We start from the raw sequence: 23,522 nt of genomic DNA on the forward strand, positions 1-23,522 counted from the left end.
AGCAAGCCTTATGAAGCCGGTATTACCGGCGTTGCATTGCCGCTTAACTCGGTGACTAAATCATTCACACCGTCGCTCATATTGACGAAGCGGGTCAGCGGTGAGCGGGTGACCACGACAAAAACACCGACGTTATTTTGCGGCACCATCGCCATATAGGTGATGAAGCCGCCGCCGCCGCCGGTCTTCTGAATAATACCCGGACGGCCGTCTTTTGGTGACAGCCATACCCAGCCCATGCCCAGCGCATCGGCTTTCCCCGGCACGTCCATCCCAATGACCTTATGCAGCTGGCTGCGCTGATAAATCAGGGTTTGCATCCTGTCTGCCTGGTTATTGCGGCGATGGAAGTCGGAAGAGAGGAATTGCTGCATCCAGCGCATCATATCGCCCGGCGTGGAATAGACGCCGCCGCTGCCAACCGCCGCCAGCGTGTTGTCGCAAGGACTGGCTCCTTTTTCAGCGATCATCAGGCGCTTGCATTGATCGGGCGAGGGGGTGAAGGTGGTGTCTTTCATGCCCAGCGGGCGGGCAATCTGCTCATCGAACAGGTCGGCGTACGGCCTGCCGCTTGCGCGTGACAGCGCGTCGGCCAGCAGGTCAAATGCAAGGTTCGAATAGGCGGCAACGGTACCCGGTGCGGCTTTCAGCGTGGCCTGTGAGAGCCAGTTCCAGCGTTGATCGCGAGTCGGCCAGGTAAATACCGTGCGGTGTGCCGCCCCGCCGGGCTGTTCACGTGGCAGAGAACTGGTGTGGGTTGCCAGATTAATCAGCGTAATTGGCTGGCCGTTAAAGGTCGGCACGCGCGCGCCTGGCGGCGCATATTTGCTGAGCGGATCGTTGAGCTGAACTTTTCCCTGGTCGAGCATTTTTACCAACATTTCGCTGGTCATTAGCTTGGTCAGTGAGGCGATGCGGATAACAGAATCCAGCTGTGGACGAACGTTATTCCCCGGTCGGGTATCGCCGAAGCTGCGAAACACTCGCTGATTGCCATCAATCACCACAATAGCCATGCCGGTCGCACCGCTGCCGTAATAAATATGGTTGGCATAGCGATCGACAACGTCAGAGGCAAATTCTGGTGCCGGTGACGGTTGTGCAAAACTAAGTACCGGCAGCAGGGCTGCAGCCAGCATAAGAAGACGAGGGAGACGAGTTTTCAACGCAAAAATCCAGTTCAAAAAATAAAGCGGTATAGCAGGTATTTATACTAGTCTGCGCGCTTATGCAAAGCGTCAATTACGCGATTCGTTAATGAAAAGCGTAACCGTGCGTTACATCACCGGGTGGCGGTACAAAAGTTTGTCATCTGACGCTTAATGATACACATTTTGTGTATTTATTCATCGGTCTTGGGTGTAAAACTTACGGGCCGCAATGAAAGCTCTGAAAGGATAAAAAAACTGACAATTTCCTTACGCTGCTTTGACAAAAAGTGCGTATTATCCTACGGGTAATTTAGTGCTTCACTGAAACTATTTTCCATCCCCGGCATCTTAGTACTAGCCCCAGGCGTACCGCTACTGATTGAGTTCTTTATGCGATACACAACCTCCCCCTCGCATAAAGAAAAGAAGTAAACATGTCAAAAAAACCGTTGTTTTATAAATGCCTTTTACATCCTCGCTATTGGCTGACCTGGTTTGGGCTGGCTGTGCTGTGGCTGTGGGTTCAGCTTCCCTATCCGGTATTGATGAAGATGGGCGATCTCATTGGGCGTTTTTCCATGCGTTTTCTTAAGCGCCGCGTCACCATCGCTCGCCAGAACCTGCACCTTTGTTTCCCGCACTACAGCGAAGAGCAGGTCGAAATCATCGTCAGTAAAAACTTTGGTTCACTCGGTATGGGCCTGATTGAAACCGGCATGGCCTGGTTCTGGTCAGACGCCAGGGTGCGTAAATGGTTTGAAGTGCGTGGTCTTGAACACATCACCGCCGCCTGCGACAAAGGCAAAGGGGTGATGGTCATTGGCGTGCATTTTATGTCGCTTGAGCTGGGCGGGCGCGTGATGGGGCTGTGTCGCCCAATGATGGCGATGTACCGCCCGCACAATAATAAAGCGATGGAGTACGTGCAGACCCGCGGGCGCTCGCGCTCAAATAAAGCGATGCTGGATCGCCGTAACCTGAAAGGGATGGTGAAAGCGCTGAAGTCAGGCGAAGCGGTATGGTTTGCGCCTGACCAGGACTACGGCCCGAAAGGCAGCTCCTTTGCGCCATTCTTTGCCGTTCAAGAGGCCGCGACAACCAACGGCACCTTTACCATTGCTCGCCTGGCAAAACCCGCCATTCTGACGACGGTTTTGATCCGCAAGCCCGCTGGCTCCGGATATCAACTGGTTATTGAGCCCGAGTTTTGTGATTACCCGGCCGAAGATGAACAGGCTGCCGCAGCCTATGTGAACCGTAAAATTGAGCATGAAATCATGCGCGCGCCGGAGCAGTATCTGTGGCTGCATCGCCGTTTTAAGACCCGGCCGTTCGGCCATGCCGGTCTTTACACGATTTAATCCTCAGGCAGGCGTGCTACGCTTTTTCTTTCTTATATAAGGAGAGTCAGCATGCCTGCAGCCCGCGTTGTCATGGTTATTGATATGCAAAACGGCGTTTTAGCGTCCCCCCGCCGTGCTCGCGAGCAAACCGCCGCCAGAATTAATCAACTTATTGATGCGGCGGAAAAAGTGATTTTTATCCAGCACAACGAAGCGGAACTGCAGCCAGGCAGCGAAGCGTTCGACATTATTCCCGAACTGCATCGTCCGGCAGGGGCGCTGTATGTGACCAAAACGGCCTGCGATGCTTTCTACCGTACGACGCTGGATCCTTTGTTAAAAAAAAATGAAATCAATGCGCTGGTAGTGTGCGGCTGCGCCACGGATTACTGCGTGGATACCACCGTCAAAAATGGCGTAAGCCGGGGCTATGCCATTACGGTTGCCAGCGATGCCCACACCACGGCTGACCGCTCGTCGGTGAGCGCTGAGGCGCTTATTCAACAGCACAATGAGGTTTGGGCCAACCTGTCGATTCCGGGCAACACCCTGGAAGTGAAAACGACCGCGTCCATTCTCGACGGCTGGCGATAAATTCTGTAAGCCCCTCTCACTCCTTGATACAACATTCTGCAAGCATTATCGTAGAACGTTCGCTATAACCGGCAGATATAACAACAAAAAGTCGTATCAGGAGTGCTGTAATGTTTAAATCTTTCTTCCCGTCGCCGAAGCTGTTTTTTATTTCGGCGGCAATATGGGGACTACTCGCAGTCATATTCTGGCAGTTCGGCGGCGGCCTGTGGCTAGAAAATCTAGTGGGAGCCAGCCAGCAAGTACCCATTAGTGCAGCCCGTTTTTGGACTCTTAAAGCCTTTGTTTTCTATGCTTTTTATGCCGTTTGTGTTGGCGTGTTTGCCGGGGTGTGGGCGTTGATAAGCCCGCATCCGTGGCAGCGCTGGTCGATTCTTGGCTCGTCGCTGATCGTCTTTGTGACCTGGTTTATGGTTGAGCTGGGCGTGGCGATTAACGCCTGGTATGCCCCGTTCTTTGACCTTATACAAACCGCGTTAGCCTCCCCGAATAAAGTCCCATTGCAACGCTTCTATAGCGAAACCGGCGTGTTCCTTGGGATTGCGCTGATTTATGTCACCGTCGGCGTGCTGAATAGCTTCTTTATTAGCCACTACGTATTCCGCTGGCGTACCGCGATGAACGACTACTACATGGAAAACTGGCAGAAGCTGCGCCATATCGAAGGGGCGGCCCAGCGTGTGCAGGAAGACACCATGCGCTTTGCCTCGACGCTTGAGGATATGGGCGTGAGCCTGCTGCAGTCGGTAATGACGCTGATTGCTTTCCTGCCTATTCTGGTGGCGCTGTCACCGCACGTTAAGGAATTGCCGATTGTTGGCGCGGTGCCTTATGGCCTGGTGATTGCGGCGATTATCTGGTCGCTGATGGGAACCGGCCTGCTGGCGGCGGTCGGGATAAAGCTGCCGGGGCTGCAGTTTAATAACCAGAAAGTGGAGGCCGCCTACCGTAAAGAGCTGGTTTACGGGGAAGACGACGCCAGTCGCGCTACTCCGCCAACGGTAAAAGCGCTGTTTGGCGACGTTCGACATAACTACTTCCGCCTCTATTTCCACTACACCTATTTCAATATCGTGCGCATTCTTTACCTCCAGATAGACAATGTGTTTGGCCTGTTCCTGCTGTTCCCTTCGATCGCCGCAGGTGCGATTACCCTGGGCCTGATGCAGCAGATAACCAACGCCTTTGGCCAGGTACGCGGCTCGTTCCAGTATCTAATCAGTTCCTGGACCACGCTGGTTGAATTGATGTCTATCTACAAACGTCTGCGCAGCTTCGAGCGAACGCTGCAGGATGTGCCGGTGCCGGGCACCGAAGAAGCCGTCTAAGGCAAAAAGAAAAGGGATGGCGCAATGCCATCCCTTTCAGGCGGGTGACAAACTCTGGGGATAGAAGAAATACCAGACAGCTTGTTAAAAAATTAGGAAAATCAATTCATTGATTTTCGGCTGATAACCACGAAGAGGGAAAAACCACGCTTTTTCCCTCTTCGTCAGCAACCGCATAGGGATGGCGCAATGCCATCCCTTTTTGCTAAGCCGTCGGATTAGTGCCCCGCGGAAGGTGCTGACGGTGCTCCGGAGCGGGTAAACGGCGGTCGGGCAAACCAAATCACTACAATCAGCGCCATAAAGCCCCAGCCCAGCAGCCAGAAGTAGTCGATGGTCGACATCATATAGGCCTGTTGCTCAATGGTTTTATCCACTACCGCGAGGTGCTGCTGCGTAGCGCCGCCCATCTTATGCAGATAGTCCACCGCTGAAGGACTATAAGCCGACACGCTCTCCGTCAGGTTAGCGTGGTGGTAAACCTCGCGACGTGACCAAATCCAGGTGGTCAGCGAAGAAGCAAATGACCCGCCCAGCACGCGGAAGAAGGTTGCCAGGCCGGAACCTTCTGCCACCTCAACACCGTTCAGATTCGACAGCACAATGGTGGTTATCGGCATAAAGAAGAACGCCACGCCAATCCCCATAAACAGCTGGACTTCGGCGATAGTGCGGAAATCCACATTGGTATTAAACTGCGCGCGCAGCAGGCACGAAGCGCCCATCGTCAGGAACGACAGCGTAGCCAGCAGGCGCATGTCTACTCTGTTGGCGTAGCGCCCGACAATCGGCGTCAGCAGCAGCGGCAGTACACCCATCGGCGCGGCGGCAAGACCGGCCCAAATAGCGGTATAGCCCATCTGGGTTTGCAACCACTGCGGCAGAATAATGTTGATGGCGAAGAACGCCGCATACCCCAGCGTCAGCGACAGCGTACCGATGGCAAAGTTACGGTCGGCGAACAGGCGCAGGTTCACTATCGGATGGCGCTCCCCCAACTCCCAGATAACAAACGATACCAGCGCAACGGCTGAAATCACCGACATGGTGATTATCTCCGGCGAGGAGAACCAGTCGAGGTCGTTCCCCTTATCCAGCACCACCTGAAGCAGCCCGACGCCAAGCACCAGCAGCGCGATGCCGATGTAGTCGATAGGGGCGATGGTCGTTGTCTCTTCACGTTCGCGCAGCTGCGTCCATACCACGATGGCAGCAAAGATCCCGATCGGCACGTTGATGTAGAAGATCCACGGCCACGAATAGTTATCGGTGATCCAGCCGCCGGTAATTGGCCCGACAATCGGCGCGACAACCGTTACCATCGACAGCAGCGCCAGCGCCATACTTCGCTTGCTGGATGGGAAGATAATCAGCAGCAACGTCTGGCACATCGGGAACATCGGCCCGGCGAAAAAGCCCTGCAGCGCGCGGAAGATAATCAGCTCGGTCATGCTGTGGGCAAAGCCGCACAAGAACGAGGTGAGGGTGAACAGCGCCACCGAGCCGACGAACAGCTTGAGCTGTCCAAACCTGCGGGTAAACCAGCCGGTCAGCGGCAGGGCAATGGCGTTACACACTGCGAACGAAGTGATAACCCAGGTGCCCTGATCGGCGCTGACGCCGAGGTTACCGGCAATCGTCGGCAGCGCCACGTTAGCGATGGTGGAGTCCAGCACCTGCATAAAGGTGGCCAGCGACAGCGCGATAGTCGCCAGCAGCAGGCTGGGAGGCGTAAACGCCGCCTTATCTTGCATAACGTCTCTCTTAGCGGGTGCCTGACGCTACCGACTGGCTGTTGTCATGAAGGATTTTCGTGACCAGCTTGTCGGCTTCATCCAGTGCATTCTGGTAAACGTCGGTAGTAAACCGCGGTGTGGTGACGGTTTTTTGCGGCAGCAGGTGACCGTCAGCATTGCGAATATCCACGCGAGCGAACATCGACAGCCCAACACGAAGCGGGTGCTTCTGCATATCATGCGGGTCAAGCGTGATACGTACCGGCAGGCGCTGAACGATTTTGATCCAGTTGCCGCTGGCGTTCTGGGCCGGTAACAGCGAGAAGGCGCTGCCGGTCCCGATGCCGAGGCTTTCAATGGTGCCCTGGTACTCCACGTCGTCGCCGTATAAATCGGCGGTCAGTGTAACCTTCTGCCCGAGACGCATATCCTGCATCTGGCTCTCTTTAAAGTTGGCATCGACCCATACCTGGTCCAGCGGCACAATCGCCAGCAGCGTGGTGCCGGAGTCGACGCGCATTCCCAGCTGAACGGCACGCTTAGCGACAAATCCACTCACCGGCGCGACGATGGTGCTGCGCGCATTGTCGAGGAAACGCTGGCGCACGGTGGCAACGGCACTTTTAATTTCCGGATGGCTGTCGATAACCGTGTCATCGACCATCGCGAGGTTAGTGCGCAATGCCTGCTGGGCGGCGGCGAGGTCGCTCTGCGCGCTGGTGACCGCATCGCGGTAGTGGGACAAGTCTTCAGCGGCAATGGCGCCGGTGGCAAAGATTTTCTGGCGACGAGCGTAGTCGCTTTGCGCGGTTTGCAGCGCAACCTGCTTCGCGGCAACCTGGGCCCGGTAGTTATCCGCGGTGCTATAAAGCCCGCGTACCTGGCGTACGGTGTTTGCAAGGTTGGCTTCCGCCTGCTGAAGCGCAATTTCGGTATCGCTTGGGTCAAGCTGCACCAGCGGCTGGCCTTTTTCGACATAGTCGCCTTCATCGACGCTGACCTGCGTTACGGTACCGCCGATTTGTGGGGTTAGCGTGACCTGGTTGCCGTTGACATAGGCGTCGTCGGTTGTTTCGTAATAACGTGCGTAAAGCATGTACCATGCCAGGCAGCCTGCGGCGATAAGCAGCAGAACGATAAGAAGGACGGCGAAGTTACGCTTGCGCTTGTTCGGCGCGCGTTCAACCTGCTCGGTAGCGGTTTGCATTTTTAATGTGGCCTTAGTCAGAAACTTAAAGGTGGCGCTCGGTTATCTCGTCCGGCAGCATTTTGATAAGCAGTTCGTTAAGCTGCTTTGATTCTTCGGGCGTCAGGCGCTCGGTGAGCGTGCCGATGATCGATGCAAGGGCTTCATTCTGGAAGCTCTCGCATAGCTGTTGCCCTTTCTCAGTCAGCGCCAGAATCACCTGGCGTTTATCTTCGGGATTCACGTTTCGCACGATCAGATCTCGCTTCACCATTCGTTCAAGCATGCGGCTCATGGCGCCGGTATCCATCACCAGGTTTTTGCTGACTTCTACCGGGCTGTTAAAGCCCTTATAGATACTTATCAATACTTTAAATTGCGCACCGGTAATGCCCATCGGCGAAAAGTACTGGGTAATGAGCTGGTCTTTGAACTGGTTCGACAGGTGAATCAGCAGGCCAAGGTGCAGTTTAGAAGAGGGAGTACCCGTAGTCTTACTCATGGTATTTGCCTGGTCAGTAGTTACAAATGAAATTACTGACCAGGCATCTAATTGTCAACGTTATGTCAGGATGAGAGCACGTTTTGTCAGTCGGCCAGCCAGGATTGGGCCTCTTTTTTCATCGCTATTTCGAGGTCTGAGCCCTGAGTTGCAAACACGCGCTGTACAGGAAAGCCTGATTTTTCCAGCAAATAGGCGAGGGGCGCGTAGGCTGCCGGGTAGCGTTTTGTCGCCTCTTTATCTATGTTCACAGGGCCAAACGGGAAGTCGAACGAGCCAAAATCGTAAACCACCTGGCGGCGCAGGATTCGCCAGATGCCCTGGCGTTTTTCCAGCATGTCATAAAAACGGTTATGGCAGGTGGCGCCTATTTCCAGCCTGTGGTTTTGGCCAATAATCATGGCGTTGGTTTCAGAAATCGCCTTGTCTTGCGCGCTATTGAAGCTGACCACCGGCGTGCCAATCAGGTGTTTGGTACTGATGTCGGACTTGCCCATCCGCATAGAGCCTTTGATAAATTCGCTGGCAAGGCCCTCAAACCAGGTAACTTCGATAGTGCCTTCCGGGTGGAAGAGAACAGATAGCTTGTCCCACTGGGCAAGATCCCGGTGCATCCAGCCGTTGATTAAGTCGTTGATGGCGAGGCGGTCCCGCAAATAGTCACTGTTCATATACGTCTCCTGCGAAGATGAAGAGCCATTGTTGCAGCGCGTTATTGATAAATGAAATATATTGATATGATGGTTTAATCATTAATATTGATGGTGCGTGCATGGAATTGAGACACCTTCGCTACTTCGTCACGCTGGCCGAAACCGGTCATTTTGGGCAGGCCGCAGCGCTGCTGCACATTGTCCAGCCCGCGCTAAGTATGCAGATTCGTACGCTGGAAGACGAAGTGGGTGGGCCGCTGTTTACGCGTACCAGCCGTAAGGTCGAACTAACGGAAGCAGGAAGATTGCTGCTGCCTGAAGCGAGGCGAACGCTTGAACAGGCCGAGCACGGTAAAAATATCGTTCAGAGGGCGCTACGTGGGGAAACCGGCGTGGTGAGGATTGGCTTTGCCGGCAACGCAGTGATTTCCGGGTGCTTAATGAATGACGTTCGCGCTTTTCACCAGCTTCTGCCGAAGGTGGAGCTTCAGCTTCAGGAAATGTCCCCGCGCGCGCTGGGTGAGGCGCTCAGGCAGCGGATAATCGACGTGGCTTACACGCCGCTGATGGGCGAGCTTGCCGAAGATATTGAGGCGGTAAAAATTGCGGAATGGCCGATGATGGTTGCGGTGGCCGAAGGCAGCCCGCTGGCGGCCGAAAAGCGGATCACACTTGAGATGCTGGCGCAGGTTCCTCATATTCAGTTCGCCGCCGGCGAGGGCGACGAAGCCCTGGAGCAGGTTCGGGAACTGTGGGGTGGTGAAGCGCCCGCTCCGCTGTATCAGGCATCCAGCACGCTTGGCGCGCTGGCAATGGTGGCCTCCGGTTTTGGCATTGCGCTGCTGCCGCATTCTTTTACCCACATGGCTATCCCGCACCTGGTTTATCAGCCAATTTCCGATCGGCGACTGACGGCTGAATTGCTATTGTTAAGCCGTCGCGATGAAACTCAGGGGGCCGTGAAGGCCTGGGTTCGTCTGGCCCTGAAAAATAATCACAACGAAACGTCATGAGGATGACTTATTGAACAGGCAGCATGGATTGATGGCGCTCTCTCTGGGAGCCTTGTTGGTATTGACTGGGTGTACAACCAAAGGCAGCACGCCGGCCTCTACTACGACCGCGGCAGCTAAGCCAATAGATATCGAAACCGTTGCCCGGCGGAAAATCCCGGAAGGGGTAAAGGATAGGGCGGGCCTGGCAAAAGACCTGCTGACGACCTTAAAAAGCCAAAACCTTGAGCCGAACGAAGAGAACATCTGTTCCGTACTGGCCGTGGCGTTACAGGAGTCCAATCTGCAGGCTGACCCGGCGGTGCCGGGGTTGAATAAAATCGCCGGGAAAGAGATAGACCGCCGCGCCGAGAAAATGCACATTCCACCGCTGCTGGTGCATACCGCGCTGCGCATTAATTCCCCTAACGGCAAGAGCTACAGCGAAAGGCTGGATAACGTCAAAACCGAAGGGCAGCTCAGCGCCATTTTTGATGATTTTTTGACGATGGTGCCGATGGGGCAGAAGCTGTTTGGCAGCTTTAACCCGGTGCGAACCGGCGGCACTATGCAGGTTAGCGTCGCCTTTGCCGAGAAGCACACCGACGGCTACCCGTGGAAAATGGACGGAACGGTTCGCCAGGAAGTGTTTACCCGCAGAGGTGGGCTGTGGTTTGGCACTTATCACTTGCTGAATTATCCGGCCAACTACACCAAACCGCTTTATCGCTTTGCTGACTATAACGCCGGCTGGTACGCCAGCCGAAACGCCGCCTTCCAGAGCGCGGTCAGCCGCGCGACGGGCACGAAGCTGGCGCTGGATGGCGATCTGATCCTCTATACCAGCGACAAGCCGAGCAGTACCGAGATGGCGGTGCGCAAGCTGTCAAAGCAGCTGGATATGAGCGACAGCGAAATTCGTCGGGCGCTGCAAAAAGGCGACAGCATTGGGTTTGAGAAAACGACCCTCTACAAGCAGGTCTTTGCGCTAGCGGAGAAAAAGGCAGGTCAGCCGTTGCCTAAAGAGGTGCTGCCCGGCATTACGCTTGAAAGCCCGAAAATTACCCGCAATTTGACCACGGCCTGGTTTGCTAAACGGGTAGACGATAGACGGGCGAGCTGTATGCAGCGTTAGGCCGTAGCGGGCGGGAGTCTGAAGACTGCCGCCTTTGGGTTCAGTAAAACCAGGCGGAGTGACGGCGGTGGCGCAAGCGTAGCGTCAGGGCGACGATACCCATTGTTAGCGCGCCCAGCAGGAAAGGGATAAGCCCAAACACGGTGCTAACCGCCAGCCCCATCTCTATGCGCGGGCGGCTGGCGTCGTTGCTTTGAGCAAGGTATTCCAGCACGCCGGGAGCCTGAACGATGAGGTTTAGCATTTGGGTGGCCACCCAAAAACAAAACAGCACGAACAGCGCATAAGCAATGTTGCCCGGCACAGACCCTTCTGTTTTTGTTGTTATCACCCGCGTCGCCGGAATAACAGCTTTCGACAAAGTAATATCCGCCATCATAACCTCCCGTATAATCGCAATGCGAATCAAACGTGTGACTCCCCATAGCGCGGATTTTGGCAGGTCATAAGCGTTGTCAATATCAGATTGCTGGTAATTTGTGGGGCAGAATCCTCCTGGTTTTGCGTTTTTTGCTTAACTTCACATTTTTGTAACTTAACGGAAATTTTATTAACATTATGCTAGCTGAGCCTGCGGCAACAGCGCGTTTCCCTGCCGCTGATGTGCGACAATGCCGGCAGGTTTATTTCTGATTACGTGAGGCGGCTATGTTAACCCTGAAGATGCGTCGTGACTGGCATTACTATGCGGTGGCGATAGGGCTGATTTTTATTCTTAACGGCGTGGTTGGCCTGATGGGGCTGGAAACCCAGGGGTGGCAAAATTATGCGGTGGGGCTGGTGACGTGGGTCATTGGCTTTTGGCTTGCAGGCTTTATTATCCGCCGCCCCCGCGAAGAGCCGGAAACGGCGGAGCCTTAAGCGCTACGCGGTGATTGAGCTTTTTAGCGCGCAATCCTGCTGGTGGCGTTCCAGGGCAAGCTCAATCAGGCGGGTAATAAGCTCCTGGTAACCAAGCCCGCTGGCCTGCCACAGTTTTGGATACATGCTGATATTGGTAAAGCCCGGCAGCGTGTTGATCTCGTTGATGATCACGTCGTTGTTTTCCGTCAGGAATACGTCGACACGGGCCATGCCGCTGCACTCCAGCGCCTGGTAAGCGCGAACGGCAATTTTGCGTATCTTGTCATTAATGTCAGCCTCAAGCGCTGCCGGAACGACCACCTGTGCAGCCTGCTCATCAATGTATTTGGTGTCGTAGGAATAGAACTCGCTATTGACCACAATCTCACCGCAGGTGCTGGCCTGTGGGTAGTCATTCCCCAGTACGGCACACTCGATTTCACGCCCTTTAATACCGGTTTCCACCACGACTTTATGATCAAACTCAAAGGCTAACGCTACCGCGGCGTGGTACTGCTCTTCGTTGTTGGCTTTGCTGACGCCGACGGAGGAGCCCTGGTTGGCTGGCTTAACAAACAGCGGCAGACCGAGCTGTTTTTCCACGTCGGCGAAGCTGATTTTTGCACGGTTTGCGCGCGTGAGCGTAATGAATGGCGCCACGTTCAGACCCGCGTCGCGCAGCAGGCGCTTGGCGACGTCTTTATCCATGCTGACCGCGGAACCCAGTACGCCTGAACCGACGAACGGCAGGTTGGCCACGCGCAGCATACCTTGCAGGGAGCCATCCTCACCTAAGGTGCCGTGCACGATAGGGAAAATCACGTCTATCTGGGAGAGCTGTTCCGCGGTGCTGGTTTCAATCAGCTGGTGTTCAGTCTGACCCGGAATCAGCGCGACGTTTTTCTCGGAGCGATTCAGGGCGATAAGCGCCGGATTATTGGCGTTCAGCAGGTAGCTGGACGCATCGTTGATATGCCACTGGCCCTGTTTATCAATACCCAGCAGCACTACATCAAATTTCGACTTATCAATGGCGTCGACGATATTTTTTGCCGACTGCAGCGACACCTCGTGTTCTGCCGATTTTCCACCAAACACGATACCAACCCGCAGTTTTGCCATGCCTTAATCCACCCATAAACTTTACGAAGGCGGACAACATAGCACGCTCATTACGGGGATTCATGTGGTTCCTGCATCATCAGGCACGGTGGGGCAGGATATGTGCTTTAGTAAGCAATCATGTCGATATCGTAATGGCAGGCCCTGAGCGCTGACGGCAATATTCATTAGTGTGATAAGCTTTCCAGAAATCGTTCTGTTCTGGTTGCATCCCCTTTGAAAAAGCGCGCTATGGAGTCCTGGAAGGTTAACCTCATTTCTGTCTGGTTTGGCTGCTTCTTTACCGGCCTTGCGATCAGCCAGATTTTGCCCTTTCTTCCGCTCTACGTTGAGCAACTCGGCGTCACCTCCCACGAAGCGTTATCCCTCTGGTCAGGACTGACCTTCAGCGTGACCTTTTTAGTGTCGGCGATAGTCTCACCTATGTGGGGCAGCCTGGCCGACCGCAAGGGACGCAAGCTGATGCTGCTTCGCGCCTCCTTCGGCATGGCGGTGGCGATCCTGCTACAGGCTTTTGCCACCAACGTCTGGCAGCTCTTCCTGCTGCGTGCGGTGATGGGCTTAACCTCAGGCTATATCCCCAATGCCATGGCGCTGATTGCTTCGCAGGTTCCGCGTGAGCGCAGCGGCTGGGCTATCAGCACGCTGTCTACCGGGCAAATCAGCGGCGTGATTGTTGGCCCGCTGTTGGGCGGTTTTATGGCGGATCATTTGGGGTTAAGGCCGGTCTTCTTTGCCACTGCCGGATTGTTGATGGTCAGCTTTTTGGTGACGCTGTTGCTGATTAAAGAGGGCGCACGGCCTAAAATCAGCAAGGATGAACGCCTGACCGGAAAAGAGGTGTTTGCCACGCTGCCTTATCCCTGGCTTATTTTAAGCCTGTTTATTACCACGCTGGTGATTCAGCTCTGCAACGGCTCGATTGGGCCTATCCTGGCGCTGTTTATTAAACAGCTTTCCCCGGACAGCCTTAACATCGCTTTTATGAGCGGGTTTATCGCCGCCTTGCCGGGGATTTCCGCGCTGTTTGCTGCGCCAAAACTTGGCAAACTGGGCGACCGCATTGGCACCGAACGTATTTTGATGGCGACGCTGTGCTGCGCGGTGGTGTTATTCCTGGCAATGTCCTTTGTGACCTCTCCGGTGCAGCTGGGCATATTGCGTTTTATGCTGGGCTTCGCCGATGGTGCAATGCTGCCAGCGGTGCAAACGCTGTTGTTGAAATACTGCAGTGATCAGGTCACCGGACGTATCTTTGGTTATAACCAGTCGTTTATGTATCTGGGGAATGTGGCCGGGCCGTTGATGGGGGCGGGTGTATCCGCAATGGTCGGTTTTCGTTACGTTTTTGCTGCTACCGCACTGGTTGTGCTGCTTAATGTCTGGCAGCTTGCGGTCGCCTTCAGGTGGAAAAACGCCAGGCAGCAGACGCGTGATACCTAAATTTTAGGGGGAGAGTCTTTTCAGCTCGTCGGCTATATTAGTGAGTGAAATATGAAGATTGATTTCTACTTATTTTTCTTTGGGCCGACAGCAGGATCGTTAGCGAATAATATTCCATTATTCTTTTTTTGTGGTGCGAAAGATTCGCTGTCGGGATTATTATCAGACTGAATCGTTTTAATATCACCGTTATTTGCTATTACGCACATATTTAACACGGCATATTGCTCTCAGGTGGATCTGAGTGTTAACGTCATGTCTTAACCCCGCAGGGACTGAGAAAATGAAAAATCTTATTGCAGAGTTATTGGTTAAACTCGCGGAAAAAGAAGAAGAGTCGAAAGAGTTAGTTGCTCAGGTAGAAGCGCTGGAAATAGTTGTGACTGCGTTGCTGAGAAGGCTTGAACAAGGGGAACGCACGGCGCTGGTCGCCAGTATTGAAGGGGCATTAGAAGATGCCACCCCAAAGACTGTCGTGCCAGTCCAGGATACTGAATTACTCCGTCAATATTTAAAAAAATTGCTTATCCATCCTCGTAGTTGAATCAAATTTCTTTGTCATATTAGTGTCATAAGTCATTTTTATACTCGCTCTGTTTTTATTTATATTCAGTAGTTACTACATGGAGAAAATAAAGTGAAACAGAGCGTAATTATCGCCAGCCTGCTGCCTTTGCTGTTCGTCAGCACCCCATCACAATCACAAGAAACGACCTCATCTCTGGAAAATCGTGCTGCACAGGGGGATTTAACTCAGCCTGGCGGTGCCCGCCGTATTACTGGCGATCAAACAGAAGCGATTCGCGCCTCTTTAAACAATAAGACGGCGCAAAACATTATTCTGCTGATTGGGGACGGAATGGGTGACTCGGAAATTACCGCCGCCAGAAACTATGCCGAAGGAGCCGGCGGTTTCTTCCGGGGTATTGATGCTTTGCCGCTGACCGGGCAATACACCCATTATTCCCTCGATAAGAAAACGAAAAAGCCGGATTACGTAACCGATTCGGCAGCCTCCGCGACGGCGTGGAGCACCGGAGTAAAAACCTATAACGGCGCGCTGGGTGTCGATGTCGACGGGAAAGATCACGTGACTATCCTTGAGCTGGCGAAGGCAGCCGGTAAGGCGACCGGAAACGTATCCACTGCTGAAATTCAGGACGCGACGCCTGCAGCGTTGGTTTCTCATGTTACTGGCCGTAAATGCTATGGCCCGAGCGCGACCAGTGAAAAGTGTTCCACCAACGCGCTGGAAAATGGCGGTAAAGGCTCTATTACCGAGCAACTGCTGAATACCCGAGCTGACGTCACGCTTGGCGGCGGGGCAAAGACGTTTAGTGAAGTGGCGAAAGCCGGAGAATGGAACGGTAAAACGCTGCGCGAGCAGGCGGATGCCCGCGGCTACCAGTGGGTAGACAACGCGGCAGGTCTTGCGGGTGTGACCGTCGCCAACCAGCAGAAACCGCTGATTGGCATGTTTGCGGGCGGCAATATGCCGGTACGCTGGGAAGGCCCGAAGGCGACCTACCACGGCAATATTGACCAGCCGGCGGTGACCTGTACGCCAAATCCAAAACGCGATGCCAGCGTGCCGACCCTGGCGCAGATGACAGAAAAAGCTATCGACCTGCTTAAAGGCAACGAGAAAGGCTTCTTCCTGCAGGTAGAAGGCGCTTCTATTGATAAACAGGATCATGCCGCTAACCCGTGTGGCCAGATTGGCGAGACGGTCGATCTTGATGAAGCCGTACAGAAAGCGCTGGCGTTTGCCCGTAAGGACGGAAACACCCTGGTTATCGTCACCGCGGATCATGCTCACTCCAGTCAGATTGTGGCGCCGGACACCAAAGCACCGGGTCTGACTCAGGCGCTGAACACCAAAGACGGCGCGGTGATGGTCATCAGCTATGGGAACTCTGAGGGGGAATCCCAGGAACATACCGGCACCCAATTGCGCGTGGCGGCCTATGGTCCCCATGCGGCAAACGTCGTCGGGCTGACTGACCAGACTGACCTGTTCTACACCATGAAAGCGGCAATGGCGCTGGAGTAAAGGGCCCTCTGGTCAAACGGTGAGAAAAAAATGCGGCGGAAACGTCGCATTTTTTTTGCCTTAGGCCAGGCTTTAAGCGTCACTATAAAAAAGGAATAAGGTATGAAATTTTCATTATTAGCGGTGTTACTGGTAGGGCTGGTTGGGTCTGCAACGGCGGCTGAGAAAACGATGACGCCGCAGCAGCAGCGTATGACGACCTGTAATCAGGAGGCGGCCTTGCAGTCTCTGAAAGGGGATCAGCGTAAGAGCTATATGAGCAGTTGCCTGAAAGGGGAAGCACCGGCAGCTGCCGGAAAAACCCTGACGCCACAGCAACAAAAGATGAAAGACTGTAATGCGGATGCCGCGAAGCAATCGCTGAAGGGCGACGCCAGAAAAACCTTTATGAGCAACTGTCTTAAGAAAAAATAAGCCGTTTAAATGACCTTCACCCCGGCCCTCGCCCTGGAAGGGAGAGGGGGAAAATCGAAGATGAGTGCTCGATTCAGTCCCCCCTCCCCACAGGAGAGAGGGTTAGGGGTTATTCCAAAATCAGGACTTCCCAAGCAGCTCCGACTTCGCCATACATTTCACCATCGCTTCCATCACTGCGGCGCGGAACCCTTTCTCTTCCAGCACTTTTACCGCCTCAATGGTGGTACCGCCCGGGGAGCAGACCATATCTTTCAGCTCGCCTGGATGGGTACCGGTTTCCAGCACCATCTTCGCGGAGCCCATCACCGCCTGAGCGGCAAACTGATAGGCCTGTTTGCGCGGCATACCGCCCAGCACCGCGGCATCCGCCATGGCTTCGATAAACATAAATACATACGCCGGAGCAGAGCCGCTAACGCCAACCACCGGGTGGATCATCGCTTCGCTTACCACTTCCGCCTGACCAAAGCTGCGGAAAATGCTCACCGCATCGGCGATATCTTCAGCGGTTACCAGCGCGTTTGGCGTTACCGACGTCATACCAGCGTTGACCAGCGCCGGGGTATTTGGCATTGCGCGGATAATCTTACGGTCGTGGCCGAGCACTTTCGCGAGGGTTTCCAGGGTAATGCCTGCGGCAATGGAGATGATCACGGTGTCTTTATTCAGGTCGGAATTAACTTCACTGAGTACCTTCAGCATGATGTTCGGCTTGACGGCACCGAAGACGATGTCGGCTATCTGCGCGACGTCCTGGGCACTCTGCGCCGGGTTAATGCCATATTCATCGCACAATGCCTGAACCTTATCCGGTGATGGGGTATAGACCCAGATATTGCCAGCCGGCACCAGGCCGCTGGAAATCAGGCCGCCGAGGATAGCCTTCCCCATATTGCCGCAGCCAATAAAGCCAATTTTCTTATCCATAGCGTTACTCCATGGTTATTTGTTTCGTTATCTTATGGTGATAGCTTAACGCGCTTTCCGGCACTTAGGCTATGTTTGCGCTTAAACGGCGCCGCGGGCGCAGATAAATTTTGCCATTCTGCAAAAGCACGGCAAAATCGCCATCATTCCCGCCGACAATCAGGAGCCATAATGCAAATTTGGGTGGATGCCGATGCGTGTCCGAAGGTCATAAAAGAAGTCCTTTTTCGTGCGGCTGAACGTGCTCAGGTGATGGTAACGCTGGTGGCAAATCAGGGGCTTAAAACGCCGCCGTCGCGCTTTATTCGCAGTTTGCAGGTTGCCTCAGGGTTTGATGTTGCAGACAACGAAATTGTTCGGCGCTGTGAGAAAAACGATCTGGTGGTCACGGCTGATATTCCCCTGGCAGCCGATGTACTGGAGAAAGGGGCTATTGCGCTGAATCCTCGGGGTGAGCTTTATACGCCCGCAACCATTCGTGAACGCCTGACGATGCGCGACTTTATGGATACCCTGCGCGCCAGCGGTGTTCAAACCGGCGGGCCGGACAGCCTGAGCCAGCGCGACCGCCAGCAGTTTGCCAATGAGCTGGAAAAATGGCTGCTGATGGTCGCGCGGGCGCAGAAGGCTTAAATAAAACTGTCGTCGTCGTCGCCGTAATCGTCGCCGCCAAAGTCGTCGTTTCCGAAGCTACCGTTATCCTGCGACTGCCAATCCTGGTTCAGGAACTGGCGATCGTCAGCCTGGCTGTAGTCGTTGACGGAGTCAAACGAGCTGTTGTCGAAGCTCGGTGCTGGCTCGTTGATGATATTGACGATCTCATCCGGCTGGCTGTGGTGGAACATACTGGTCAGCATTTCTGCCACCACAACGCCTCCTGCAACGCCCGCTGCGGTTTGCAGCGCACCAGACAGGAAACCGCCTCCGGCACGCGGCGCGCTGGCAGGTGCCGCCTGGGGCGCACCGTAGCCGCCCTGTGGGGCTGCGCCGTAGCCCGGTGCCGCTGACGCTCCGTAGTTCTGGCTGCCCGGAATCGGATCGGAACCGCGAGAGTTGTTATTACTGCCGCCGCCGAACAAACCGGCCAGAAAACCGCCGCTGCTTTGCTGCTGGCGAGATTTTTGCTCAAGCTCGGTGACTTTCGCTTCCCGCTCCTGAATTTTACCGTTCAGCTGCTTTATGGCCGCTTCCTGGATAAGGATAGTCTGGGCCATGTAGTAAGCGGCCCCCGGCTGCTGGCTGAGGTGTTGCGCAATCCGCTGTTCTGCGGCCGCATCGCGAGTGGAACTTTGGCTCTCGGCCTGTTTCAGACGGTCAAAAAGCCCGTCGATAAGACGCTGCTCTTCAGATTGCATGGTTCATACCTCTGTCATGATGAAGTCTTAAAAGGAGTCTTGATCATCTTCAGCGTGGGTTAAACGCCTTAATCGTAAAGCTAACCATAAATGTGTTACTGAATCTCAGATTAAGGGTTGTCATTGGCCTGGCGTTTAAAGTATTGTGGCGCTGTTAGCGAGTGGTTGATTTAGTTTACACTTGTTAATGGCCGGTTAAGGCTGCTGTTACTGGATTTATCGCTTTAACGATAATGAATGTAACCATAAGTTTACACTATCTCATGTACTAGTTTGATGGTATTATCGCTCTCTGTTTTTGCATTTGTCCCTACTGGCCTGAGGCCAGCACTTCCGAGGATTATCTCTGATGACTCAACCCCTATTCTTAGTCGGCGCTCGCGGCTGTGGTAAGACGACCGTCGGTCAGGCACTGGCGAGAACGCTGGGTTATGCATTTGTCGATACCGATAGCTTTCTGCTGACCAGCACCGGCAAGAGCGTTGCGGATATTGTGGCGGAAGAGGGATGGGCAGGGTTCCGCGCACGTGAGTCCGATGCACTTCAGTGCGTGACGGTCCCGGCGACCGTCGTAGCAACCGGCGGCGGTATGGTGCTGGCGGAAAGCAACCGCCAATTTATGCAGGAGAACGGCATCGCCATTTGGTTGCACGCTCCGGCACAGATTCTGGCTTCGCGGCTGACTGCCTCGCCGGAAGAAGGACAGCGTCCAACCCTGACGGGCAAAGGTGTCACCGATGAAATCGTCGATGTGCTTGCCGCCCGCGAAGGGTTGTACCGCCAGGTTGCCCGTCATATTGTTGATGCCACTCGTCCCCCGGATGCGGTGGTGGAAGCTATCCTCAGCGCATTGCAAATGGCCCGCGCCAGTTAGCCTATACTTACTGCTCATCCACCAGAAATAAGGACGAGCGATGGCGACCCAACCTCCTTATCCCCGAGAAGCAAGGCTTGTCGAAGTGCAGAAAGGTGTACCAGGTTCTGCCGTAACCTGGTATCAGCTGCGGGCAGATCATCCCCATCAGGACACGCTGATTAGCGAGCATGAAACCCGCCAGGAAGCCCTTGATGCAAAACGGCGTTATGAAGACCCTCAGAAATCCTGAACGCCACCGGCAGGCCTGTGCCGCCGGTGCTTCGTCTTTCATAAGAAAAACTTTTATCCCTTTAATTTACCTAAAATATATCTAATTAAAGATGTTGCTCAGTAGTTGATGTTTCGTTAAGGATTTCGATATCGCTCTGGTTGTATGCTGCGGATTATGGCGAGCAAAAAACGATCGACCCCGGCGGAGTTATTTCATAGCGGACGTGGAGCAGTGCAGCTAAGAGGGCGGTGACTGAGTAATAGCGGAGCGAAGCATGAGACCAACTGTAGCCATTCTCACCGTCGGCAAAGTGTCTGTGAGTGAGGTTTTGCCATTTTTAACCGAACATATCTCTGAACAACAAATCTCGCAGGTAAGCCTGCTGGGTAACCTTTCTTCAGACGAGGTTCACCGCCGGTTTTCTCCGTCACCCGGTGAAGAGTCTCTGCTCACTTTGCTGGCGGACAACACCATTACTTCGGTCGGGCGCGACAAAATCTCTATTGCGATGCAGGGGATTATTGAGCAACTGGACAACGAAGGTTACGAAGTCATTCTGCTAATGAGTACCATGCCACTTATCGGGTTGAAAGCCCGTAACGCTATTCTTCTGGAGCCGGAGCGCATCATTCCGCCGCTGGTGGCCTCAATTGTTGATGGCCATCAGGTGGGGATCATTCTGCCGGTCGCCGAACTGATTAAGTTTCAGGAGCTGAAGTGGCGCAAACTCACTCACCCGCCGCTTTATGCTCTCGCCAATCCCGTACACGGTAGCGAGGCCGATCTGCTGGAGGCAGGAAGAAAGCTAATGGCAGAGGGGGCGGATGTTCTTGTTCTGGACTGCCTCGGTTACCATCAAAAACACCGTGATTTTCTGCAAAAGCAGCTTGATGTGCCGGTGCTTTTATCCAATGTGCTGGTAGCCAGATTGGCGGCAGAACTGCTTATCTGAATGGATTTAACAATTTGCGTGACAGCCCTGAGAGTTCACCTCTATAGTGGTTTTTTCACTAATTTCTATAAAGGGCCTGTCCATGCTTCAGAGTAACGAGTACTTCTCCGGTAAAGTAAAATCCATCGGTTTTACCAGTAGCAGCACTGGCCGTGCCAGCGTTGGTGTGATGGAGGAGGGGGAATACACCTTCGGGACCGCCCAACCGGAAGAAATGACCGTCGTGAGTGGTGCATTACACGTACTGCTGCCGGGTGAAACCGAGTGGAAAACCTATGCCGCTGGCGAAGTGTTTAACGTGCCGGGCCACAGCGAATTTCACCTGCAGGTTGCGGAGCCAACGTCCTACCTTTGCCGTTATCTGGCAGATAAGTAACCCAATTTTAGCCCCTCATCTTGCGATGGGGGGCTATATCTTATGGCAACGTCCGGTCTTAACGCTGTGCTTCGCCGCCCAACGCTTCCACCAGGTTTGTAATCAACGCCGCCAGTTCGCCGGTCATCAGAATAAAATCGGCATCGAAACGCTGACCAAAGTCTTCCCGGTCAATATCGTCGTTTTGCTCACGTAGGGTATCGGCAAATTTCAGGCGTTTGACGGAGCCATCGTCAGCCAGAACAAACTGAATACGCTCTTGCCAGTCCAGCGCCAGCCTGGTGACTACTTTGCCGGTTTCGATATGCGCCGCGATTTCATCACATACCAGTTCCTGCTGTTTACAGCGGATCACGCCGCCACCTTCAAGAATGGCTTTGAGTTCGGCTTCATCCATCAGCGCAAAGCCCGCCGGGACATCACCTGAGCGAACCCATTCGGTCAGCGTCAGCTCGATTGGATTTTCCAGTGCCAGCGGCACGACAGGCAGTGAACCCAGACTTTTACGCAGCAGTGCCAGCGTATCTTCCGCTTTTTTGGCGCTGGCGCAGTCGACCATGATCAGACCGTTAACGGTGTCTATCCACATCATCGTCTGGCTAAAACGGCTGAAAGCACGCGGCAGCAGGGAGTGCAGGACTTCGTCTTTCAGGGCGTCTTTCTCGGTCTTTTTCAGCTTGCGGGCCTGTTCCGCTTCCAGCTTATTGATTTTGGCTTCGAGAGCCTGTTTGATGACCGGAGCCGGCAGAATTTTTTCTTCTTTACGGGCGCAAATCACAATCTGCCCGTTGGCAACATGGGTTAATGCATCGCTGTGCGAGCCCATCGGCGACACCCAACCGGTTTTTGCCATGTCCTGGCTACCGCAAGGGGTGAAGGTGAAGGCGGCTAACTGTTTTTCCATTGCATCCGCCGTCAGCGTGATGTCACGGCTTAAACGGTAAACCATTAAATTTTTAAACCACAGCATGATTCTGTCCCAGGTTGTCAGTTAAACGCAGCGGGCATGATAACGAATTGACGGCCTCGTTTCATCGCATTTGCTTTGATGCCACTTTATACTATTGATAATTATCACCAAATGAGGAAGTTCATGTGCGCATAGGTATCGATCTCGGTGGTACAAAAACAGAAGTAATCGCGTTGGCAGATGACGGTAAGCAGCTGTATCGTCACCGTTTACCTACGCCTAAAAACGATTACCAGGCCACCATTAAGAATATTGTTGAACTGGTACGGCTGGCCGAGGAAGCAACGGGCGAGACCGGTACGGTGGGGCTCGGCATCCCGGGGTCTATTTCCCCTTATACCCGGGTAGTGAAAAATGCGAACTCAACCTGGCTTAACGGGCAGCCGTTTGACAAGGATCTCAGCATGGCGCTAAAGCGGGAGGTCAGGCTGGCAAACGACGCTAACTGCCTTGCGGTGTCTGAGGCTATAGACGGTGCGGCTGCCGGCGCGCAGATGGTGTTTGCGGTGATAATCGGAACCGGCTGCGGAGCGGGCGTTGCCATCAACGGCCGTAGCCTGATTGGCGGTAACGGCACGGCGGGTGAGTGGGGGCATAATCCACTGCCGTGGATGGATGAGGACGAGCTGCGTTTTCGTGCCGAAGTCCCATGCTACTGTGGCAAACAAGGCTGCATCGAAACCTTTATATCCGGCACCGGCTTTGGCACGGATTACCAGCGCCTGAGTGGAAAAACGCTAAAGGGGAATGAGATTATCAGCCTCGCTGAACAGCAGGATCCGCGGGCGGAATTAGCGCTGAGCCGTTATGAAATGCGCCTTGCCAAGTCGCTTGCCCATATTGTGAATATTCTGGATCCGGATGCGATCGTTCTTGGCGGCGGAATGAGCAACGTGGAACGTTTATATCGAACGGTGCCGCAGCTGATTAAACCGTGGGTATTTGGCGGAGAGTGTGAAACCCCTATCCGCAAGGCGGTGCACGGGGATTCGAGCGGCGTTCGCGGTGCGGCGTGGCTGTGGCCTCTGGAGAAGTAAATCGCCCTCACCCTCACCCTCTCCCTGGAAGGGAGAGGGGATTAAAAGAGGAAGCGGTTTTCTTTCTCTACCTCAGGGGGGGCTTAGTCACATCTTCCTTTCAAAATTTGCCGGGAGATATTTTTTGCTCCTCAATTGTTCCGTTCACCCCTAATCCTGTTTTCCCTGCACGTTCCGAAAACGGTGAACGTGTCCGGGGGATAACGCCATCCCCCGAACAGCCCCGGCGCCCGGCGAGCTCATCGCCGCTGAAGCGGTAAACCCACCGGCTATCACCCAAACAGTCGGGGTCGTTCGCGATTCGTTCCCGACGATCGCT

At 54.2% G+C, this 23,522-nt stretch carries 26 protein-coding genes; 16 read left to right on the top strand and 10 right to left on the bottom strand.

The annotated features are described in order from the left end of the window. Nucleotides 1-8: 8 nt before the first annotated feature. A complete protein-coding gene (gene ampH / locus VGM55_RS21460) occupies nucleotides 9-1,139 on the bottom strand; it encodes a D-alanyl-D-alanine-carboxypeptidase/endopeptidase AmpH (RefSeq protein WP_154185475.1) in 1,131 nt (376 codons plus the stop codon). Nucleotides 1,140-1,585: 446 nt separating this feature from the next. Between ampH and lpxP the strand changes: the two genes are divergently transcribed. From lpxP to sbmA, 3 genes are all read left to right on the top strand, one after another. After that, complete coding sequence (lpxP, locus tag VGM55_RS21465; RefSeq protein WP_154185401.1) at nucleotides 1,586-2,512, top strand: kdo(2)-lipid IV(A) palmitoleoyltransferase; 927 nt, start codon at nucleotides 1,586-1,588, stop codon at nucleotides 2,510-2,512. 51 nt (nucleotides 2,513-2,563) lie between these two features. Next, nucleotides 2,564-3,088: an isochorismatase family protein gene (locus VGM55_RS21470; RefSeq protein WP_154185399.1), complete on the top strand. Its 525-nt coding sequence runs from the start codon at nucleotides 2,564-2,566 to the stop codon at nucleotides 3,086-3,088. Nucleotides 3,089-3,198: 110 nt separating this feature from the next. Next, on the top strand, nucleotides 3,199-4,416 hold the full coding sequence (sbmA, locus tag VGM55_RS21475) for a peptide antibiotic transporter SbmA (RefSeq protein WP_331636638.1): 1,218 nt from the start codon (nucleotides 3,199-3,201) through the stop codon (nucleotides 4,414-4,416). Nucleotides 4,417-4,634: 218 nt separating this feature from the next. Here the strand turns inward: sbmA and VGM55_RS21480 are convergent, their stop codons facing one another. The 4 genes from VGM55_RS21480 to VGM55_RS21495 form a co-directional block, all read right to left on the bottom strand. Beyond that, nucleotides 4,635-6,170: a DHA2 family efflux MFS transporter permease subunit gene (locus tag VGM55_RS21480; protein ID WP_154185397.1), complete on the bottom strand. Its 1,536-nt coding sequence runs from the start codon at nucleotides 6,168-6,170 to the stop codon at nucleotides 4,635-4,637. A 10-nt stretch (nucleotides 6,171-6,180) separates the two neighbouring features. Further along, nucleotides 6,181-7,359 (bottom strand): HlyD family efflux transporter periplasmic adaptor subunit, encoded by a 1,179-nt coding sequence (locus VGM55_RS21485; RefSeq protein WP_331636639.1) that lies wholly within the window; start codon nucleotides 7,357-7,359, stop codon nucleotides 6,181-6,183. A 25-nt stretch (nucleotides 7,360-7,384) separates the two neighbouring features. Continuing rightward, on the bottom strand, nucleotides 7,385-7,840 hold the full coding sequence (locus VGM55_RS21490; RefSeq protein WP_154185395.1) for a MarR family transcriptional regulator: 456 nt from the start codon (nucleotides 7,838-7,840) through the stop codon (nucleotides 7,385-7,387). 86 nt (nucleotides 7,841-7,926) lie between these two features. Further along, the gene (locus VGM55_RS21495; RefSeq protein WP_331636641.1) at nucleotides 7,927-8,511 is read right to left on the bottom strand and encodes a nuclear transport factor 2 family protein; all 585 of its coding nucleotides are present in this window, start codon (nucleotides 8,509-8,511) and stop codon (nucleotides 7,927-7,929) included. A 101-nt stretch (nucleotides 8,512-8,612) separates the two neighbouring features. Here VGM55_RS21495 and VGM55_RS21500 point away from each other — a divergent pair, with 101 nt between their 5' ends. Together VGM55_RS21500 and VGM55_RS21505 are read left to right on the top strand one after the other, a co-directional pair. Further along, complete coding sequence (locus tag VGM55_RS21500) at nucleotides 8,613-9,506, top strand: LysR substrate-binding domain-containing protein (RefSeq protein WP_331636642.1); 894 nt, start codon at nucleotides 8,613-8,615, stop codon at nucleotides 9,504-9,506. A 31-nt stretch (nucleotides 9,507-9,537) separates the two neighbouring features. Beyond that, nucleotides 9,538-10,620, top strand: a complete 1,083-nt coding sequence (locus VGM55_RS21505; protein ID WP_331636650.1) for a DUF1615 domain-containing protein — start codon at nucleotides 9,538-9,540, stop codon at nucleotides 10,618-10,620. 40 nt (nucleotides 10,621-10,660) lie between these two features. On the opposite strand, the gene VGM55_RS21510 is transcribed toward VGM55_RS21505, so the two are convergent. After that, nucleotides 10,661-10,996, bottom strand: coding sequence for a DUF2755 family protein (locus VGM55_RS21510; RefSeq protein ID WP_154185474.1), 336 nt, complete (start codon nucleotides 10,994-10,996; stop codon nucleotides 10,661-10,663). A gap of 272 nt (nucleotides 10,997-11,268) precedes the next feature. Here VGM55_RS21510 and VGM55_RS21515 point away from each other — a divergent pair, with 272 nt between their 5' ends. Beyond that, nucleotides 11,269-11,481 (top strand): DUF2754 family protein, encoded by a 213-nt coding sequence (locus tag VGM55_RS21515; protein WP_154185391.1) that lies wholly within the window; start codon nucleotides 11,269-11,271, stop codon nucleotides 11,479-11,481. 3 nt (nucleotides 11,482-11,484) lie between these two features. Here VGM55_RS21515 and ddlA read toward each other — a convergent pair whose 3' ends face one another. Next, nucleotides 11,485-12,585 carry a D-alanine--D-alanine ligase gene (gene ddlA / locus VGM55_RS21520; RefSeq protein WP_154185390.1) on the bottom strand — a complete coding sequence of 367 codons (1,101 nt, stop codon included), beginning with the start codon at nucleotides 12,583-12,585 and terminating at the stop codon, nucleotides 11,485-11,487. 231 nt (nucleotides 12,586-12,816) lie between these two features. Between ddlA and VGM55_RS21525 the strand changes: the two genes are divergently transcribed. From VGM55_RS21525 to VGM55_RS21540, 4 genes are all read left to right on the top strand, one after another. Further along, the gene (locus VGM55_RS21525; RefSeq protein WP_154185473.1) at nucleotides 12,817-14,028 is read left to right on the top strand and encodes a multidrug efflux MFS transporter; all 1,212 of its coding nucleotides are present in this window, start codon (nucleotides 12,817-12,819) and stop codon (nucleotides 14,026-14,028) included. Between the two features lie 283 nt (nucleotides 14,029-14,311). Further along, nucleotides 14,312-14,572, top strand: a complete 261-nt coding sequence (gene iraP / locus VGM55_RS21530; protein ID WP_154185389.1) for an anti-adapter protein IraP — start codon at nucleotides 14,312-14,314, stop codon at nucleotides 14,570-14,572. 93 nt (nucleotides 14,573-14,665) lie between these two features. Beyond that, nucleotides 14,666-16,081, top strand: a complete 1,416-nt coding sequence (gene phoA, locus VGM55_RS21535; RefSeq protein WP_331636643.1) for an alkaline phosphatase — start codon at nucleotides 14,666-14,668, stop codon at nucleotides 16,079-16,081. Nucleotides 16,082-16,183: 102 nt separating this feature from the next. After that, complete coding sequence (locus VGM55_RS21540) at nucleotides 16,184-16,495, top strand: PsiF family protein (protein ID WP_331636644.1); 312 nt, start codon at nucleotides 16,184-16,186, stop codon at nucleotides 16,493-16,495. A 120-nt stretch (nucleotides 16,496-16,615) separates the two neighbouring features. On the opposite strand, the gene proC is transcribed toward VGM55_RS21540, so the two are convergent. Next, a complete protein-coding gene (gene proC / locus VGM55_RS21545; RefSeq protein ID WP_154185387.1) occupies nucleotides 16,616-17,425 on the bottom strand; it encodes a pyrroline-5-carboxylate reductase in 810 nt (269 codons plus the stop codon). Between the two features lie 171 nt (nucleotides 17,426-17,596). On the opposite strand from proC, the gene VGM55_RS21550 reads away from it, so the two are divergent. Beyond that, nucleotides 17,597-18,058, top strand: coding sequence for a YaiI/YqxD family protein (locus VGM55_RS21550; protein ID WP_154185386.1), 462 nt, complete (start codon nucleotides 17,597-17,599; stop codon nucleotides 18,056-18,058). Here the strand turns inward: VGM55_RS21550 and VGM55_RS21555 are convergent. After that, on the bottom strand, nucleotides 18,055-18,780 hold the full coding sequence (locus tag VGM55_RS21555) for a DUF2076 domain-containing protein (protein ID WP_154185385.1): 726 nt from the start codon (nucleotides 18,778-18,780) through the stop codon (nucleotides 18,055-18,057). The genes VGM55_RS21550 and VGM55_RS21555 overlap by 4 nt on opposite strands. A 349-nt stretch (nucleotides 18,781-19,129) precedes the next feature. On the opposite strand from VGM55_RS21555, the gene aroL reads away from it, so the two are divergent. The 4 genes from aroL (at nucleotide 19,130) to ppnP (ending at nucleotide 21,196) form a co-directional block, all read left to right on the top strand. Further along, on the top strand, nucleotides 19,130-19,654 hold the full coding sequence (gene aroL / locus VGM55_RS21560; RefSeq protein WP_331636645.1) for a shikimate kinase AroL: 525 nt from the start codon (nucleotides 19,130-19,132) through the stop codon (nucleotides 19,652-19,654). A 40-nt stretch (nucleotides 19,655-19,694) separates the two neighbouring features. Further along, the gene (locus VGM55_RS21565) at nucleotides 19,695-19,886 is read left to right on the top strand and encodes a YaiA family protein (RefSeq protein ID WP_154185383.1); all 192 of its coding nucleotides are present in this window, start codon (nucleotides 19,695-19,697) and stop codon (nucleotides 19,884-19,886) included. Nucleotides 19,887-20,142: 256 nt separating this feature from the next. Continuing rightward, nucleotides 20,143-20,820: an AroM family protein gene (locus VGM55_RS21570; protein WP_154185382.1), complete on the top strand. Its 678-nt coding sequence runs from the start codon at nucleotides 20,143-20,145 to the stop codon at nucleotides 20,818-20,820. A gap of 82 nt (nucleotides 20,821-20,902) precedes the next feature. Further along, on the top strand, nucleotides 20,903-21,196 hold the full coding sequence (gene ppnP / locus VGM55_RS21575) for a pyrimidine/purine nucleoside phosphorylase (protein ID WP_126357348.1): 294 nt from the start codon (nucleotides 20,903-20,905) through the stop codon (nucleotides 21,194-21,196). A gap of 58 nt (nucleotides 21,197-21,254) precedes the next feature. Here the strand turns inward: ppnP and rdgC are convergent, their stop codons facing one another. After that, nucleotides 21,255-22,166 (bottom strand): recombination-associated protein RdgC, encoded by a 912-nt coding sequence (gene rdgC / locus VGM55_RS21580; protein WP_154185381.1) that lies wholly within the window; start codon nucleotides 22,164-22,166, stop codon nucleotides 21,255-21,257. Between the two features lie 125 nt (nucleotides 22,167-22,291). Between rdgC and mak the strand changes: the two genes are divergently transcribed. After that, nucleotides 22,292-23,203, top strand: coding sequence for a fructokinase (mak, locus tag VGM55_RS21585; RefSeq protein ID WP_331636647.1), 912 nt, complete (start codon nucleotides 22,292-22,294; stop codon nucleotides 23,201-23,203). Nucleotides 23,204-23,522 lie beyond the last annotated feature (319 nt).

The organism is Cedecea sp. (assembly GCF_036500665.1).
Taxonomy (GTDB): Bacteria; Pseudomonadota; Gammaproteobacteria; order Enterobacterales; family Enterobacteriaceae; genus Cedecea.

Excerpts from the sequence above, each read along its gene's own strand:
- ampH (WP_154185475.1), bottom strand. The coding sequence starts at position 1,139 with ATGCTGGCTGCAGCCCTGCTGCCGGTACTTAGTTTTGCACAACCGTCA.
- lpxP (WP_154185401.1), top strand. The coding sequence starts at position 1,586 with ATGTCAAAAAAACCGTTGTTTTATAAATGCCTTTTACATCCTCGCTAT.
- VGM55_RS21470 (WP_154185399.1), top strand. The coding sequence starts at position 2,564 with ATGCCTGCAGCCCGCGTTGTCATGGTTATTGATATGCAAAACGGCGTT.
- sbmA (WP_331636638.1), top strand. The coding sequence starts at position 3,199 with ATGTTTAAATCTTTCTTCCCGTCGCCGAAGCTGTTTTTTATTTCGGCG.
- VGM55_RS21480 (WP_154185397.1), bottom strand. The coding sequence starts at position 6,170 with ATGCAAGATAAGGCGGCGTTTACGCCTCCCAGCCTGCTGCTGGCGACT.
- VGM55_RS21485 (WP_331636639.1), bottom strand. The coding sequence starts at position 7,359 with ATGCAAACCGCTACCGAGCAGGTTGAACGCGCGCCGAACAAGCGCAAG.
- VGM55_RS21490 (WP_154185395.1), bottom strand. The coding sequence starts at position 7,840 with ATGAGTAAGACTACGGGTACTCCCTCTTCTAAACTGCACCTTGGCCTG.
- VGM55_RS21495 (WP_331636641.1), bottom strand. The coding sequence starts at position 8,511 with ATGAACAGTGACTATTTGCGGGACCGCCTCGCCATCAACGACTTAATC.
- VGM55_RS21500 (WP_331636642.1), top strand. The coding sequence starts at position 8,613 with ATGGAATTGAGACACCTTCGCTACTTCGTCACGCTGGCCGAAACCGGT.
- VGM55_RS21505 (WP_331636650.1), top strand. The coding sequence starts at position 9,538 with ATGGCGCTCTCTCTGGGAGCCTTGTTGGTATTGACTGGGTGTACAACC.
- VGM55_RS21510 (WP_154185474.1), bottom strand. The coding sequence starts at position 10,996 with ATGGCGGATATTACTTTGTCGAAAGCTGTTATTCCGGCGACGCGGGTG.
- VGM55_RS21515 (WP_154185391.1), top strand. The coding sequence starts at position 11,269 with ATGTTAACCCTGAAGATGCGTCGTGACTGGCATTACTATGCGGTGGCG.
- ddlA (WP_154185390.1), bottom strand. The coding sequence starts at position 12,585 with ATGGCAAAACTGCGGGTTGGTATCGTGTTTGGTGGAAAATCGGCAGAA.
- VGM55_RS21525 (WP_154185473.1), top strand. The coding sequence starts at position 12,817 with ATGGAGTCCTGGAAGGTTAACCTCATTTCTGTCTGGTTTGGCTGCTTC.
- iraP (WP_154185389.1), top strand. The coding sequence starts at position 14,312 with ATGAAAAATCTTATTGCAGAGTTATTGGTTAAACTCGCGGAAAAAGAA.
- VGM55_RS21540 (WP_331636644.1), top strand. The coding sequence starts at position 16,184 with ATGAAATTTTCATTATTAGCGGTGTTACTGGTAGGGCTGGTTGGGTCT.
- proC (WP_154185387.1), bottom strand. The coding sequence starts at position 17,425 with ATGGATAAGAAAATTGGCTTTATTGGCTGCGGCAATATGGGGAAGGCT.
- VGM55_RS21550 (WP_154185386.1), top strand. The coding sequence starts at position 17,597 with ATGCAAATTTGGGTGGATGCCGATGCGTGTCCGAAGGTCATAAAAGAA.
- VGM55_RS21555 (WP_154185385.1), bottom strand. The coding sequence starts at position 18,780 with ATGCAATCTGAAGAGCAGCGTCTTATCGACGGGCTTTTTGACCGTCTG.
- aroL (WP_331636645.1), top strand. The coding sequence starts at position 19,130 with ATGACTCAACCCCTATTCTTAGTCGGCGCTCGCGGCTGTGGTAAGACG.
- VGM55_RS21565 (WP_154185383.1), top strand. The coding sequence starts at position 19,695 with ATGGCGACCCAACCTCCTTATCCCCGAGAAGCAAGGCTTGTCGAAGTG.
- VGM55_RS21570 (WP_154185382.1), top strand. The coding sequence starts at position 20,143 with ATGAGACCAACTGTAGCCATTCTCACCGTCGGCAAAGTGTCTGTGAGT.
- ppnP (WP_126357348.1), top strand. The coding sequence starts at position 20,903 with ATGCTTCAGAGTAACGAGTACTTCTCCGGTAAAGTAAAATCCATCGGT.
- rdgC (WP_154185381.1), bottom strand. The coding sequence starts at position 22,166 with ATGCTGTGGTTTAAAAATTTAATGGTTTACCGTTTAAGCCGTGACATC.